Below are 14,281 nucleotides of genomic sequence, written 5' to 3' on the forward strand. Positions count from 1 at the left end.
AGCAAACCCGCATACCATAATTAAAACCAATAGTCGCAACGCACAACGGTTAAAAAATAATAGGACCGGTGATGTAAATATGTATTCATAACCAACTTTCGTGTCTCTATCTTTTTCTTTAACGTTTTCTATCCCGTTTAGTAAAAACATTAAAACTAGAAATGAGGAAATTATATTCATCGACAGGTCGATACTATCATTAAAAAAATGGTAAAAAGCTGTAATCAATGTTCCAGTTGCAATAATTATATACTTTCAAAAATCTTCCTCCTTTCTGTTCAACAAATAGGATTACTGCTGTTTAATTCCAATTATTTCAAATACCGATCATTTACAAAATACGTTATTCCAGAAAATGACCCTTTAACAAAGAAAGAGCGCAATCATTATTCCAGATTTGCGCCCTAGTTTGTTGAAATAGCTTTATGACTTATAAAGTTTTTTCCATTTTAATATTTTTTTCTATATATCCTAACTTTTCATATAAACCTCGTGCTATTTTGTTGTGAGCAAAGACGTGAAGTCCTATACTTTTCAATCCGATTTTCTTGGCTAAGACTTCAATTTCTTGCATAGCTTGTTTGCCATAACCTTTATCTTGGTTTCCTTCCCAAATGTTAATGCCATAAATAAACCCTTTTTCATTTGTTATTTGCGCGAGCCAAATCATACCAACTTCTTTGCTTCCATCACGAATTGTAAATAGATTGTTGTTTTCCGTATTCTGTCCTTTGGGCAACAACTTTTCATATTCTTGTGTGGCCTTGCTAATTGCCTCTTGCGGCTCCCAATTACCGGACTTAATTTGTTCGTCTGCAAAGTGTTTAATTGCAAAACTTAAATATTGTTGAAATTCCTCTGAACTCATTTGCTCTAATCTCACCGTCATTTTTCTTTCTCCCCTTCTATTTTTAAAAAAAGATAGAAATCCTTATTAAATTAACCTGATCCTATAATGGAATAACGGTTATGTTTTAGTTAAATAAAATTTCTTTAAATCTTCCTTATTTTAAAGAATTGGCTTATCGAACTTCGATAAGCCAATTCCATACATGTTGTATTATTTTCTTAATGCGATTTTTATATGGGCTAAGTGGTGCTCTTCGTGCCAAGCTAATTTTGCAACTTTTGTTGCAACTGTTATTTTACCGTTTTCCTGGTGAGTAAAAGTTCGATTTAATTGCTCTTCAGTTAAACTATATCCTAAAGATACGATCCGCTCATTTATACCTTCTAGCATTTTAATTGAGCTTTCTATAGGAAGCTTTGTATCCGGTTGAATAGCCCACTTTTCTTGATCAAAAGCTGGTACTGTTGGATTCTCATCTGTTAATGCCAGCTTCAATCTTTGATACATGTTCAACTGAGAATCTGCAATGTGATGAACAAGTTGACGAATTGTCCAGCTACCATCACGATATATTCGGCTTAATTCCTCATCACTCAAGGAATCAACAGTTTCTCTTAATCGAATCGTGTAAGTTTCGATTTCCTTTAGCCATTCCTGAATATTCTCTAATGTTACTTTTTTAGGAACTTGTAATTCTCCAATTGGAAACCTTACATCCATTTTCAATCCCCTTCTCCCTATTTGTGATTTTTTACTTATTTATTATTTCATAATCCTCTTTATATCTCTTAGGCTTGTTCGGCTAATGGATTACGAAATAATGTCCTCGATTGTAAATGAAATATCCATGTGTTTTGGTTTCATTATTGACTTATAGTTATATACGCCCCTTCCTCCAATATAAAAAGAAGTGGACGCATGTCTCTCTGCCAGTTGATCAAGCTGTTCCAACAGGTTTTCATTCTGTTGAAAAGGAATCCCGGTTGATGCTGAAAACAATACCTTCTGAGGCCGCATATGTTCAATAAGCCTTTCAATTGATGACAATTTAGGGGAGGCTCCAACTCTTGTTGTTCGCCATCCCTTCACCTGCAATTGAAGTAATAATATTTGCAGAGGGATTTCGTGCAATTCACCAGGCAGGCAAAAACCAAGAGCGTGTGGTGCTTTCAAGTTATGTTTGAAGTTTCGGCTTAATTGCGTGAGAAAATCTTTAACGACCAGGCTGGATACTGTTTCCTGGCTTTCATCCCACTCACCGTTCTCCCACAACACACCAATTTCCTCAAGAAAAGGTTGTACAGTGTTTTGTAAAAATAAATCAAGACCATATTGATGATGAGATTGCTGCAACAAAGACTCCAATCCTTTTTCATCGTATATGGTTCCTTTCTCAATCATCTTCTTAACATTAGGACTCTTCTCCACTGATCTCAATGTATAGGTTGAGTTTTTTTCGGCTACGACACTATGAATAGCTTGCTTCATGGATTTCCCCTGATCCCTCAATGCTTTTAATTCTTTTAAAGTTGAAAGATCTTCAAATGTATAAAGACGATACCCGTTGTCTAACCTTTGCGGTTGTATAACGTGATATCGATTTTCCCATTTACGAATAAGCTGCTCGGAAAGACCCGTCAATCCAGCAACTTCTTTAATATAATAATATCGCCTTTGTAATTCCTCCATCATATCCGCCCTCTAAAATTGTATTCTAACAATAGTATAACATTGTACAAGTATAAATAGTATTGTATAATGTTTCTTAATAACAAAATTTCTACCAACAAAGGGGTAATATTACCACAATGATGTTGGTTGAATTCATCCTATCAGTAGCAGCCAAACGTTTTAAGGTTTATGGCTCATCATCCTGGGATAAAATAGATATTAAACGAGCAGCGGAAATATGGAGTTATTCCAAGCCATTCGACTATGTATAAATCGTTCAGGAGGAGATCGTTATGGACACCAAGCAAAGGCGAGCGGACTTTTATTATTGTGAAAAGATAATAAAAAGACATTCCAAAAGCTTTTATTATGCTTTTTCAAAACTCCCCACTGAAAAAGCAAATGCCGTATATGCAATATATGCCTTTTGCAGAACCGCAGACGATTGTGTAGATGGCAATCAGTCACCCATGGAAAAGCGTCAGGCACTAAAACAATTAAAAAAAGAGCTGGATTTATTCGAGGATCATGCGGAATTGGATAAACCACTATGGCGCGCACTCAGACATGTGTTTAATAAGTATGATATGGATATCAAGCCTTTTAACGACCAGTTAACGGGACAATCCATGGATGTAGATTTTAATATCCCGAAAACAATGCAAGAACTGGAAACATACAGTTATTACGTAGCTGGTTCTGTCGGTTTGATGCTTCTGCCTGTCATTGCTTCGGAATCTTCTGCTGATCTGCATTCATCAGCAACAGATCTTGGCGTCGCCATGCAAATAACGAATATCCTGCGTGATATTGGAGAAGATCTTCATGAGAAAAACCGTATCTACCTTCCAAAGGATGAATTAAGCCATTTTCAATATACACAAAATGATTTACATAAAGGTATCATCAATGTAAACTTCATAAATCTATGGGAAAAAATGGCGGTACGTGCTGAATCTCTATATAGTAATTTCTTACTCAACATTAGCCATTTCGACGCTGACAGCCGTCTACCCGTTTACTTATCTGCCCAAGTATACAGAGGAATACTAGATGCTGTGCGAAAAAATGACTACCAGTGTTTATCCAAACGGAACTTTGTTAGCAAAGATAAAATGGCAGAATTAAAGCTGCTATCAGCTGCTGCCCTAGATTTGCAGAAAGGTAGTGTGTTAAATGTTGAAAAATAAAAGTGTACTGATCGTCGGAGGCGGACTCGGAGGCCTTTCTGCTGCCATTTCACTAGCCCAAAAGGGATATGATGTCTCTCTATATGAAAAAAACGATCACATAGGGGGAAAATTAAACCGGCTGGAGCAGGATGGTTTCGGTTTTGACCTTGGTCCATCCATTCTTACGATGCCGAAGGTCTTTGAAAAATTCTTTACCGCCAGTGGGAAAAAAATGGAGGACTATGTCCCGCTTGAAAAGCTGGATCATCAATGGCGCTCCTTTTTCCCTAATGGCAATGTAATTGATTTATATCAAGATTTAGAAGAGATGCAAGCGAAGAACCCAACCCTGAAAAAAAAGGATATGCGTCAGTATCGAAAACTACTTACATATTCAAAAAAACTTTATGATATGACTGAGAAAACTTACTTTCAGCATGGTGTTGATAACACGAAAGGAATCATCCAATATTCAGGTGCGCTAAGTGCTTTGAGGAACTTTGATTTATTTTCCACAGTGCATCAGGCCATTGATAAACGAATAAGTAATAAGCAATTGAGAGACATGCTCTCCTATTTTATTAAATACGTTGGTTCTTCCCCTTACGATGCACCAGCCGTATTGAATATGATGATTTACATGCAGCATGCCCAGGGCGTATGGTATGTGCCCGGGGGATGCATTTACTCGCCAAAGGCCTGGTACAGCTGGCTGAAGAAATCGGTGTTACATTTCATACAGGAAAGAAAATTGTCCGACTTGAAAAAAAGAAAGGCGAAGTTACCGGCGCTCTTTTGGAAGATGGGACAGTACGAACCGCAGATTATTATATTGCTAATATGGAAGTCATACCAGCTTATGAGCAATTACTCCAGGAAAATAAGCGTTATGTAAAAAAATTAAAAAAGAAATTCGAGCCCTCCAGTTCCGGCCTTGTTATGCATTTGGGAGTGAAAAAAAGTTATCCACAGCTCAACCATCACAATTTCTTCTTCGCAAAAAATATGAAGAAGCAAATGGATAAAATATTCCATCGTCACCAACTGCCCGATGATCCAGTTATTTATTTGGTGAATGTTAATAAAACAGATCCGGCACAGGCACCTGCAGGATATGAGAATTTAAAAGTACTACCCCACATCCCCTATATCAAGGATAAACCTTTAACCCAGCAAGAATATGATCAATTCGCAGAGCGCGTACTCATCAAATTGGAAAAAATGGGGCTGGATGATTTACGGGATAACATTGTGACGAAGGATATATGGACACCAGAAGATATTAAACGTGTCTATGGTTCTGACCACGGTTCCATTTACGGGACATTATCAGATCGAAAGAAAAATAAAGGCTTTAAGCATCCGAAGCAGAGTGAACGCTATAACAATCTGTATTTTGTCGGTGGAACTGTAAACCCGGGGGGAGGAATGCCAATGGTTACATTAAGCGGTCAGCAGGTAGGAGATAAAATTGCTGAGAGGGATACGCACCATGGCAGACAATGACGGTTCAAGTTTAAAGGTATTACTAGAAAGGCAGCGAGAGGACTTACGTACCAGCGCCATTCCTTCGGTAGACCTTCGAAAGAAAAAGCTTTTGCAACTAAAAACCATTCTTATAGAACATGAAGCAGCATTTATTCAAGCTCTCTATTCAGATATGCGAAGACCGGCATTCGAAGCTTTTTCTTTTGAAATCGCAGTCTTATTGAATGAAATTGATTATGTATGCAAGTATTTAGAAAAATGGGCCCGACCCGTCCGCTCCCGTCATATAAAATTCGGATACGTGGAAGCGATCCAAAAGATGAGGAACCCATACGGCAGTGTATTGATCATCAGCTCGTGGAATTATCCGCTCCAGCTCGCACTCATGCCTGCTATCAGTGCGATAGCGGGCGGAAACCGCTGTGTGATCAAACCATCGGAACATGCACCGGCAACAAGTGAACTGCTGGAAAAGACGATCAATCAAGTTTTTTCTCCCGAACAGCTGGTGGTAGTTACTGGGGATGCACATACCGCCAAGTTCTTGACTTCCTCACCTTTTGATCTGATTTTTTTTACAGGCAGCCAGCAGACAGGAAAAGCCGTAGCACAGCAGGCCGCCCATCAACTCACACCGGTGATACTGGAACTCGGCGGAAAAAATCCCTGTATCATAGATGAGACAGGCTTTTCAAAAGCGGCAATCCAGGAAATCGTCTGGGGTAAATTTCTTAACGCGGGGCAAACCTGTATTGCGCCGGACACACTTTTTGTCCATGAATCTATTTATGAACAAACATTATCTGAAATTTCTGCGACGCTTTCAACTTTCTATGGAGACCAAGCTGAGGCCAGCAATGATTATGGGAGGATTTGTAACGATGCCCATTTTCAAAAAGTGGTTCATTTCATGGAACAAGGCGATGTATGGCATGGTGGTGCATATGATGAAGGTGATTTGTTCATTGAACCAACAGTGGTTACAGACATGAAGCCAGGAAGTTCCATTCTGCAGGAAGAGATTTTTGGGCCGGTCCTTCCTGTCATCCCATATACAGACTTTACTACATTATTATCAAAGCAGATTATTCAACGTGATGCTCTTACGGGGTATATCTTTAGTAAAAACAAGCATCATATCCGTTTATTCAAGCAACACATGCAATCACCAACGACCAGTGTCAATCAAGTGATCCATCACGCCGCAAGTCCTCATGTCGCTTTTGGCGGTGTTGGGCGAAGCGGATACGGCGCCTACCATGGCAAAGCGGGTTTTTTAGCCTTCAGTTATGACAAGACAGATTATAAAGCACACCATTACATGCATGTTCAAGACAAATTCCCGCCGTATACGGATAGAAATATGAATATAGTAAAGAAGTTTAGAAAGTGGCTGTTGTAAACATTGCACTCGTTGTGACAGGGAAAGGAAATAAAGAGTTGATTTAGGAGAATTGCCATGCCGATTGTTTCATTGCCCGTCATTTGGATTATTTTCATTGATATTATTGCATGGACATTTTTTCATCTGTTCATTTCTGCGATTTGTATGCGACTGCCTTTAGCATTCTTTCTGAAAGATCGCCTCTTGTTTCAAGTTTTCTCTTGGGAAAAATCAGGAGAGTTGTGGCAACGATTATTTCGGGTGAAAACATGGAAAGGTTTTCTTATAGATGGCACGATTTTTCTTAAAAAAGGGTACAGTAAAAAGGGATTGCATGGCACCCGATTAAATGACTTAAAAATTTTTGCTGCGGAAACAAAACGCGCGGAGTTGACACATTGGCTCTCCATTCTGCCCGCTCCGTTGTTTTTCTTATGGAACCCGTTATGGGCGGGCTGGGTGATGATCTTATATGCCTTTTTATTCAACCTGCCCATTATTATTGTTCAGCGCTACAATCGCGGACGTATTGCTGCGATCACAGCATGAGTTCTCCTGAACAACGGGGTTACCTTGGGGTATAGAGCAGTATTTTTATCCGTAACCAAATTCACCGCAAATGAACAAATAAGTTGGAAATGAGGGAAGTTAGATGAGAAAGAAGGTCATAGTTGTTGGTGCGGGTGTTGCAGGTCTTGCCAGTGCCATAAGACTGCAGCACGCCGGCTACCAGGTAGAACTATATGAAAAAGAGTCAAAGCCTGGAGGAAAGATGAATCAAATTGAAATAGATGGCTACAAATTTGATTTGGGACCAAGTATCGTCATGATGCCAGAATTGTATCGGGAAATATTTGAACTGTGCGGCCGCAATCCTGACGATTATATTCCCATGGAAAAATTGGACCCGATTTACCGGGCTTACTTCAGTGATATGCCCGACAATCCTTTTGATATCTCTTCAGACCTTACCGAATTAACGAAGACGATTGAATCCATCAGTGAAGAAGATACCGAGGGATTTTTTAAATATCTGCATGAAATTTACAAACGCTTTATCGTTGCAAAGCATGATATCCTCCAAAGACCGTTTCGAAAACAAACTGACTTTTACAACCTGCCCATGTTGAAGAAGGCCATGAAGCTGAAAACATTCGACACTGCGGATCAATTTATCGGTAAATATATAAAGAACGAGCGACTGAAGCAGTTAATTAGTTTTCAAACGTTGTACATAGGAATTTCTCCCATAAAAAGCCCGTCTTTTTATACGATGATTCCCATGATTCAATTTTTATATGGGGTATGGTTTATTAAAGGCGGTATGTACACAATGGCATTAGCTATGGAAAGACTTTTTAAAGAACTTGGGGGAACGGTTTACTATAACAAGAATGTCCAGGAAATATGTGTTGAAAATCATAAAGCGACCGGCATTATGGTAGATGATCAGAAAGCTCCTGCAGATTTAGTAGTCTGCAATGCAGATTTTCCATATGCCATGAAAAACCTCGTCAAGGACCCGTCGGCCAAAGGGAAATATACAGACCGAAAGATTGACCGCATGAAATACTCCTGTTCTTGCTTTCTATTATATCTGGGCATGGATAGGAAATATGAAGAAGTTGAGCGTGTTCACAATTTTATTTTCAATGAAAAGCTGGATCAAAATTTGCAGGATATTTTTGATGGAAAGAAACTGACGAATGCCTCTTTTTATGTGTATATAGCATCGAAAATGGATCCTTCCCTGGCACCCGAGGGAAAAGACGGATTGTATATCCTTATGCCTGTCTCCAATGTAGCTTCTGCGAATTATGAATGGAATCAGGAAACGATTCAATATTACCGCAGCTACATTTTAAACGAACTTAAGAAAATAAAGGGTTTTGAAAATATTGATCATGAGATTGTGACCGAAACTTGCATAACACCACTGGACTTTGAATCAAAATTCAATGCCTATAATGGTGCCAGTTTTGGTTTACAGCCAACCCTTTCTCAAAGTAACCACATGCGTCCGCAAAGTAAGGCGACGCATTGTGACAACCTGTATTTCACCGGAAGCAGCACACATCCAGGTGCTGGTGTTCCCATTGTGCTATTGTCCGCCAAGATCACCACACAGGAACTCATAAAAGACGACCAAGGTATTTTATTTGGCTAAAGGAATGCCAACAAGGAAGGGAAATTATTATTCAGCGTATCGCGGCTATGATGAAGGAGGTATATTAAATGACAGCTGTAGAGGTAGTTAATCTTGTTATCGGTTTGCTTGCCGTTTTGATTGCCATTCTGATGTTCTGGTCTTTGCCAGTTCCAGATTTCTCCTCCAGTGATCATGCCAGTCTTCCGTTTCTATCCATCATTATTCCTGCCAGAAATGAAAGCAGCCGGATCGCACCATTATTGCAATCATTGCAGGAACAAAAATTCCAATCATTTGAGATTTTGGTTGTGGACGATAATTCCTCTGACAATACAGCCGCTGTCGCGAAAGCTTATGGTACAAAGGTTATACAAAATAAAACAAATGATTTGGAATCGGGAGCCGGAAAATCATTGGCATGCTGGTACGGGGCTAAGCACGCAAAAGGGAAATGGCTCTTGTTTTTAGATGCAGACACTTATTTCACCAATGCGGACAGCATGAAACATTTGCTGCTTTACTACCAGCAAAAAGGAGCCAAGGGTATTGTATCATTACAGCCATTTCATACAGTTCATCGCTTGTATGAAAATTTCTCCGCAATATTTAATATTATTGTCGTTGTGGGAATGAATACATTTACATTTTGGAGATACCGGTTTACAACCGCTGGCTCATTCGGCCCGTGCATTTTATGTAACAGAGACGATTACTTTTTGTCGGGTGGCCATAAAAAGATCCAAGGAGCAATTATGGATGACCTGGCATTGGGACAGGCATTTCTCGACAAAAATCTTCCGGTTTATTGCTTAGGCGGCAAAGGAGTCATATCTTTCCGCATGTACCCGGAAGGATTAAAAAGCCTTGTCGAAGGCTGGTGTAAAAGCTTTGCTGTGGGTTCAAAGTCTACACATCCAGTCGTTATGTTGATGACCATCATCTGGATTTCCGGAAGTTTTATCATTACAGGAGCACTGTTCTCTTCCATTACTGCCCTAAACCCTACCGCCATAATTTTCAGTGGCCTATTGTATATTCTTTATGCTTTTCAAACTGCATGGTTTGCCCGAAGGTGCGGTGATTTCAGGTGGTTTATTTTCCCTTTCCATCCGGTTTTGTTTTTATTTTTCACAGGAATTTATTTATATTCCTTATTCCGAGTAAATATCCTACATTCTGTAAAATGGAAGGATCGCAAAATAAATGTCTAAAAGGACGTGGTATTCGGTTAGGAGGGAAGCAATATGGACACTGTTCTTTTCACCTTTCTTACAATTGCTTATACAATCCTTTTAGTGCTAGCAATAAAAGTGCTTAGAAATTATAAAGTTCTCAGTACATTACTATTACTGCCTGTTATCGTTGGTCTTATCTATGAAAACGGGATTATTTCAACTGGCCGCTTTATAGGAAAAGGTCCTCTCTTAGAAGGTTTAAACCTCGCTAGGTTTTGGATACATGCTTTTTTCACACCACTCCTAGTCCTGTATGCTTGGAAAACGCTTGAACAAGCAGAGGTTCAGTGGGCGAGTAAAAACTGGGTAAGGATTTTTGCTTTACTTTTAACAGCTTCGCTTATATTAATGGAGTTATTTACTGTAGTAATTGGCCTCAATATAGAAGCAAGTATAGAATACGGAGTTTTAAGCTACAGTAGCAACGAACCTTCAAGTGGTCCGCCCATCATGGTACTGATTGTTTCAGTAGTGCTGCTAGTCTCTTCCCTGATCATTTGGCGCCGACAAGAATGGATATGGTTTTTCATTGGTTCGCTTTTGATGATCGTAGGAAGTGCTATCCAGCTGCCAGTAGATAGTGGTGCCATTACAAACTTCTTTGAACTGATACTAATAAGCTCTTTGCTTGGCACGGCTTACTTTCAACGAAAAGTTCATAAACCTATTAAAGGAGGTTAACGTATGCGATTATGGCATGAGACACTCATCCCCTACTTACCTAGACAGCAGCTCCTCGGGCAACACCGCGAATGCTGTGCGCTCAGAGGAAAAGGTTGGGGAAAAGGACATTCAACGGTGAATTACGTTTTTAAATACAGTCCCTATTACCTTTATTTGTATCATATGAAAGTCATGGAAGAAATGAGGAACAGAGGGTACAATTGTGACCCCCTTTGGTATGATATGTTTTACCGCGGCAAACAATGTAACCCCTATAGCAATGACCAACTTGGTGTTTTCAATTCATCTGCACCTGGTTCCGAACTAACGATTTACCCGGAGCATGAACAAACTTATCTGGACGAATGTCTTTCAAACCTCAAAGATAAAGGGATACAACTGAACCTAAATAAAACAAAAACCCCTTAACGAAACACAATCCAACATCGTTTGCGATACCGCGATGTTGGACTGCTTATTTTCCAGAAGAGTTTATGATCACTGTTTAAACAATTCCTCAAGCTTCTTACGCCTATACCTGAAGATTTTCATTCAGCTTCTTCGACATTTACCCGGTGTACTAACCGTCCAAGAATGGCATAAGGAAATGCATAATGAACAATATCCGTCATTTCTACGCCCTTTTCAAGTTTTTTAAAATGATGTTGATGATACCAAAACCGGTATGGACCAAAACGTTGTTCATCAACAAAGTACTTGCCCTCCACCATGTGAGTGATCTCCGTCACCCAACTTAAACTCCAAGTAAGGGCTTTAAACGATAAGTCGCAAGCATCCCAGGATACATGTGCTCAGGAAGGTGTCCAGTAACTTCAAACTTCATCCAAGGGGGTGTGATACTTGATAGATTTCCTGCATTTGAAAAAAACGACCATGCCTCACTTGCCGTAATGGAAAGTTGCTGTGTTGTTTCCATCATATATATTCTCAATTGCTCTCACCTCTTATAAGGTTTTCCACTTCGAAATAAAAGTTAATCATAGTTAGGCTGTTAACTGAAAAAGGCATGTTTACAAAGTCTTAATTCTTTTAACTTCCGTTGTAAGGAAAACACTTTTAACAAGGCCCCATACATATGTACTTAGTGAAGGTCCCAAGGCAAAAGTAACCTCCTTATTTTTCTATCGTAAAAGAAGCCAACCATTTTTCAGGTTGACTTCTTTTAACCAAATGCTGTTTACTTTTTATTGGTAAAGTCGTCCCTCATAACTTTATCTTCAGTGGTATTTAACCTTTGTTGTTCTTCTTTTTCATAATATTTAGAGGAAGGCTGATATAGTTCATTTACATTCGTTTCAAACTTTTTTCGTCTGTTCTTGGCCATATAAACCCTCCTATCTTTAGGTCAGATTCTTCTTCCCTGCTTAGAACCACAGTTAACGTTGAATGCTCAACCACTTGTTTCTTATTTTGTTTATCGCTAAGCCAAATTATTCATCTCCTGTGGCATGGAAAGATTGTTAATTATGGTAGGGAGAGTAGCGCCAATTCAGCCTGAAGCACTTGTTGTTAAATCTCCATTACGTTAATATTTGGCTAAACAATTCATGAACTCTAAAATCCATACACAACAACATATACATTCTGTTCGATCATAGTGCCTACTGAATTAAACTTTATTGGAAAAATAAGTATTTACTCTTATACGTTGTGCAAAATAAGCTTGTATTTTAATATCCATCTAGGATAAGTATTATGCAATTAGCTTTACACGAATTACACGACTTAGCAGAATTAACTATGGGCTGCTACAACACCATAGGTTGTATGGCGGGTTTTATTCAAAAAGCGCAGGATCCAGAGTTAAAAGATATGCTTACACGTCCATTTCCTTTACACGTGGAAGATTATAACTTAAAGGTTGAATACAAAGTGACCAAACACCAAACGTTGACAAATTCCAGCCGGATCAACAAATGAGAAACCTCCCTAACTTTACAACGGGAACCGTACCTCTTCAGCCAGGTCAACCAAGAACAGCATTACAAACTCATAATAACAGAGAGATGGCTACAGCTTATCTACTAAACCAAAAAGGATCTGCAAAAAACTATGCCTCGGCTGCCGTTGAGTGTGCAAACCCTGATTTACGCCATTTTTTAGAGAAAGCATTTATGAATAGTAACCGTCATGCCTATGAAACATGGCAGTATATGGTTCGAAAGGGATACTATCCATTATCGCCAGCACCTCAAGAAAGCATTCAGGATATGGCCGGACTTTTCACCCCAGTTCCCATGCAATAGCAGAAAACAATCCCGGCACCTTTAAAGATGTCGGGCATTATTTTCCTAAAAATTTAATTTGAGTCTTTACGTGAAATACTCTAACCTTGCATAAGGAAAATACTTATCAATATATCCACCTAGTGTATCTTTCATATCTTCCTGCTCCTCATTCTGATAAACGTATTTTCCAATCCCATATCGGCCCCACTTCCACTTTCTTTTAGACTCCTCAAGTTCGAGCTTACTCATGGGATAGTTTTTTTCAATTACACGCTTAGCTGGTTTAGTAAAACGATGCTGAATGAGTTCAAAAGTTAAATCCCTTACGGCGTGAGAAGGGAGAGCCTTCTTTAAATGTTTAAACATTTCCTCATATCCATCCTTCCACCCTTCATGCAGGTAAATGGGCGCAACGATGAATCCCAAAGGATAACCTGCTTCAGCTATCTTTACAGCAGCTTTTATTCTGTCCTTGAGCTTTGACGTTCCAGGTTCAAAATACTTGATAACATAATCATCATTAATACTAAAACGAAACCGTGTTCGACCATTGTGCTTCGCATCAAGTAAATGGTCAACATGTTCGAATTTGGTCACGAAACGAAGCTTTCCATATTCAGACTTCCCAAAATACTCAATCGCATCTTTCAATGTATGGGTTAGATGATCTACTCCTACAATATCTGATGTACATGAAGCTTCAAAACGCGTGGGCTCCGGCGCCCGTTCTTTCATGTATTCCTCTGCTGCAGCAAAAATCTCATCCGTATTTACATATGTCCGTATATATGGCTTGCTTCCCATCGTCGTTTGTAAATAACAATAATGACAGTGGCCCATACACCCTGTTGCAAAAGGGATCGCATATTCTGCAGAAGGCTTCGAAGTATCAAATTTTAACGTTTTGCGGACACCGACGACGAGGGTAGACTTGGCAACACGATATTTTTGAAAATCGTTCTCCCCAGGTAAATTCCTAATCTGATTGTGGGAAGTGGTACGTCTAATTTCGATGCCCATACCTTCAAACTTCTTAATAAGTTCCCTGCCCTTTGCATACTCTAGTGCCCGAGGCTCTACGTAAACAAGCTGAGGTACGAAAGGCTTAACCATAAAAGCCCTCCCCTTCAGCTCCAAAAGCTTCCCTGTAGGCTTGCTCAGCATGATCTTCTGTCTTATAAACAGCCACTTCATCTGTTAAAGGATAATATGTTTCGTATACAAATAAGGATAGCTCCCCAGGGTTTTCTGGGTTTTGAACAACTGCTGCTTCTTGTACATTCGCCACGTTTTGGGCATGAGGATTTCGAATAATGACATAAACAATTTCTCCAGCGTTAAACGTTTCGTGTATATCCATAATTCCACCTAACCTTTTTCAGTTTTTCGTTATAGGGATGATAGAAAGCCTCCTCTTTCG

Annotated in this window: 16 protein-coding genes and 2 pseudogenes; 10 read left to right on the forward strand and 8 right to left on the reverse strand. The window is 39.3% G+C overall.

Going from position 1 to position 14,281, the window contains the following annotated elements; translation table 11 throughout:
- Window positions 1-430: 430 nt before the first annotated feature.
- From MUO15_RS10535 to MUO15_RS10545, 3 genes are all read right to left on the reverse strand, one after another.
- Window positions 431-889, reverse strand: coding sequence for a GNAT family N-acetyltransferase (locus tag MUO15_RS10535; RefSeq protein ID WP_245035720.1), 459 nt, complete (start codon window positions 887-889; stop codon window positions 431-433).
- A 171-nt stretch (window positions 890-1,060) separates the two neighbouring features.
- The gene (locus MUO15_RS10540; RefSeq protein ID WP_245035722.1) at window positions 1,061-1,570 is read right to left on the reverse strand and encodes a YfiT family bacillithiol transferase; all 510 of its coding nucleotides are present in this window, start codon (window positions 1,568-1,570) and stop codon (window positions 1,061-1,063) included.
- A 90-nt stretch (window positions 1,571-1,660) separates the two neighbouring features.
- Window positions 1,661-2,542, reverse strand: a complete 882-nt coding sequence (locus tag MUO15_RS10545) for a MerR family transcriptional regulator (protein ID WP_245035724.1) — start codon at window positions 2,540-2,542, stop codon at window positions 1,661-1,663.
- A 116-nt stretch (window positions 2,543-2,658) separates the two neighbouring features.
- On the opposite strand from MUO15_RS10545, the gene MUO15_RS21655 reads away from it, so the two are divergent.
- The 9 genes and pseudogenes from MUO15_RS21655 to MUO15_RS10585 all read left to right on the forward strand — a co-directional run bounded on the left by MUO15_RS21655 (window position 2,659) and on the right by MUO15_RS10585 (window position 11,041).
- Entirely contained in the window at window positions 2,659-2,793 is a 135-nt protein-coding gene (locus MUO15_RS21655) for a hypothetical protein (RefSeq protein ID WP_256464180.1), read from the forward strand.
- Between the two features lie 21 nt (window positions 2,794-2,814).
- A complete protein-coding gene (locus tag MUO15_RS10550) occupies window positions 2,815-3,711 on the forward strand; it encodes a phytoene/squalene synthase family protein (RefSeq protein WP_245035725.1) in 897 nt (298 codons plus the stop codon).
- 46 nt (window positions 3,712-3,757) lie between these two features.
- Window positions 3,758-5,199 (forward strand): annotated as a pseudogene (locus tag MUO15_RS10555) (phytoene desaturase family protein).
- Window positions 5,186-6,583, forward strand: a complete 1,398-nt coding sequence (locus tag MUO15_RS10560) for an aldehyde dehydrogenase family protein (RefSeq protein ID WP_245035727.1) — start codon at window positions 5,186-5,188, stop codon at window positions 6,581-6,583. Before MUO15_RS10555 ends, MUO15_RS10560 begins: the two are co-directional and overlap by 14 nt.
- 57 nt (window positions 6,584-6,640) lie before the next feature.
- Complete coding sequence (locus MUO15_RS10565) at window positions 6,641-7,114, forward strand: glycosyl-4,4'-diaponeurosporenoate acyltransferase CrtO family protein (protein WP_245035729.1); 474 nt, start codon at window positions 6,641-6,643, stop codon at window positions 7,112-7,114.
- A gap of 103 nt (window positions 7,115-7,217) precedes the next feature.
- A complete protein-coding gene (locus tag MUO15_RS10570; RefSeq protein WP_245035731.1) occupies window positions 7,218-8,732 on the forward strand; it encodes a phytoene desaturase family protein in 1,515 nt (504 codons plus the stop codon).
- 68 nt (window positions 8,733-8,800) lie between these two features.
- Window positions 8,801-9,925, forward strand: a complete 1,125-nt coding sequence (locus MUO15_RS10575; RefSeq protein WP_245035733.1) for a glycosyltransferase family 2 protein — start codon at window positions 8,801-8,803, stop codon at window positions 9,923-9,925.
- A 33-nt stretch (window positions 9,926-9,958) separates the two neighbouring features.
- Window positions 9,959-10,630, forward strand: a complete 672-nt coding sequence (locus MUO15_RS10580) for a hypothetical protein (protein WP_245035735.1) — start codon at window positions 9,959-9,961, stop codon at window positions 10,628-10,630.
- Between the two features lie 3 nt (window positions 10,631-10,633).
- Entirely contained in the window at window positions 10,634-11,041 is a 408-nt protein-coding gene (locus MUO15_RS10585; RefSeq protein ID WP_245035737.1) for a TIGR02328 family protein, read from the forward strand.
- A 119-nt stretch (window positions 11,042-11,160) separates the two neighbouring features.
- Here MUO15_RS10585 and MUO15_RS10590 read toward each other — a convergent pair whose 3' ends face one another.
- The 3 genes from MUO15_RS10590 to MUO15_RS10600 form a co-directional block, all read right to left on the reverse strand.
- Window positions 11,161-11,361: an SRPBCC family protein gene (locus tag MUO15_RS10590; RefSeq protein ID WP_245035738.1), complete on the reverse strand. Its 201-nt coding sequence runs from the start codon at window positions 11,359-11,361 to the stop codon at window positions 11,161-11,163.
- Window positions 11,362-11,366: 5 nt separating this feature from the next.
- Window positions 11,367-11,552: an SRPBCC family protein gene (locus tag MUO15_RS10595; RefSeq protein ID WP_245035740.1), complete on the reverse strand. Its 186-nt coding sequence runs from the start codon at window positions 11,550-11,552 to the stop codon at window positions 11,367-11,369.
- 258 nt (window positions 11,553-11,810) lie between these two features.
- Window positions 11,811-11,957 carry a hypothetical protein gene (locus MUO15_RS10600; protein WP_245035742.1) on the reverse strand — a complete coding sequence of 49 codons (147 nt, stop codon included), beginning with the start codon at window positions 11,955-11,957 and terminating at the stop codon, window positions 11,811-11,813.
- Window positions 11,958-12,328: 371 nt separating this feature from the next.
- On the opposite strand from MUO15_RS10600, the pseudogene MUO15_RS10605 reads away from it, so the two are divergent.
- Window positions 12,329-12,879: pseudogene (locus MUO15_RS10605) on the forward strand (spore coat protein).
- Window positions 12,880-12,945: 66 nt separating this feature from the next.
- On the opposite strand, the gene splB reads toward MUO15_RS10605, so the two are convergent.
- The gene (splB, locus tag MUO15_RS10610) at window positions 12,946-13,974 is read right to left on the reverse strand and encodes a spore photoproduct lyase (protein WP_245035744.1); all 1,029 of its coding nucleotides are present in this window, start codon (window positions 13,972-13,974) and stop codon (window positions 12,946-12,948) included.
- Complete coding sequence (locus MUO15_RS10615; RefSeq protein WP_305853286.1) at window positions 13,967-14,221, reverse strand: transcriptional regulator SplA domain-containing protein; 255 nt, start codon at window positions 14,219-14,221, stop codon at window positions 13,967-13,969. The genes splB and MUO15_RS10615 overlap by 8 nt, the downstream gene beginning before the upstream one ends.
- Window positions 14,222-14,281 lie beyond the last annotated feature (60 nt).

The organism is Halobacillus amylolyticus (assembly GCF_022921115.1).
GTDB classification, from domain to species: domain Bacteria; phylum Bacillota; class Bacilli; order Bacillales; family Halobacillaceae; genus Halobacillus_A; species Halobacillus_A amylolyticus.

What these genes read in the sequence shown, in the direction of transcription:
- MUO15_RS10535 (WP_245035720.1), bottom strand. Translation starts at nt 889, where the DNA reads ATGACGGTGAGATTAGAGCAAATGAGTTCAGAGGAATTTCAACAATAT.
- MUO15_RS10540 (WP_245035722.1), bottom strand. Translation starts at nt 1,570, where the DNA reads ATGGATGTAAGGTTTCCAATTGGAGAATTACAAGTTCCTAAAAAAGTA.
- MUO15_RS10545 (WP_245035724.1), bottom strand. Translation starts at nt 2,542, where the DNA reads ATGATGGAGGAATTACAAAGGCGATATTATTATATTAAAGAAGTTGCT.
- MUO15_RS21655 (WP_256464180.1), top strand. Translation starts at nt 2,659, where the DNA reads ATGATGTTGGTTGAATTCATCCTATCAGTAGCAGCCAAACGTTTTAAG.
- MUO15_RS10550 (WP_245035725.1), top strand. Translation starts at nt 2,815, where the DNA reads ATGGACACCAAGCAAAGGCGAGCGGACTTTTATTATTGTGAAAAGATA.
- MUO15_RS10560 (WP_245035727.1), top strand. Translation starts at nt 5,186, where the DNA reads ATGGCAGACAATGACGGTTCAAGTTTAAAGGTATTACTAGAAAGGCAG.
- MUO15_RS10565 (WP_245035729.1), top strand. Translation starts at nt 6,641, where the DNA reads ATGCCGATTGTTTCATTGCCCGTCATTTGGATTATTTTCATTGATATT.
- MUO15_RS10570 (WP_245035731.1), top strand. Translation starts at nt 7,218, where the DNA reads ATGAGAAAGAAGGTCATAGTTGTTGGTGCGGGTGTTGCAGGTCTTGCC.
- MUO15_RS10575 (WP_245035733.1), top strand. Translation starts at nt 8,801, where the DNA reads ATGACAGCTGTAGAGGTAGTTAATCTTGTTATCGGTTTGCTTGCCGTT.
- MUO15_RS10580 (WP_245035735.1), top strand. Translation starts at nt 9,959, where the DNA reads ATGGACACTGTTCTTTTCACCTTTCTTACAATTGCTTATACAATCCTT.
- MUO15_RS10585 (WP_245035737.1), top strand. Translation starts at nt 10,634, where the DNA reads ATGCGATTATGGCATGAGACACTCATCCCCTACTTACCTAGACAGCAG.
- MUO15_RS10595 (WP_245035740.1), bottom strand. Translation starts at nt 11,552, where the DNA reads ATGATGGAAACAACACAGCAACTTTCCATTACGGCAAGTGAGGCATGG.
- MUO15_RS10600 (WP_245035742.1), bottom strand. Translation starts at nt 11,957, where the DNA reads ATGGCCAAGAACAGACGAAAAAAGTTTGAAACGAATGTAAATGAACTA.
- splB (WP_245035744.1), bottom strand. Translation starts at nt 13,974, where the DNA reads ATGGTTAAGCCTTTCGTACCTCAGCTTGTTTACGTAGAGCCTCGGGCA.
- MUO15_RS10615 (WP_305853286.1), bottom strand. Translation starts at nt 14,221, where the DNA reads ATGGATATACACGAAACGTTTAACGCTGGAGAAATTGTTTATGTCATT.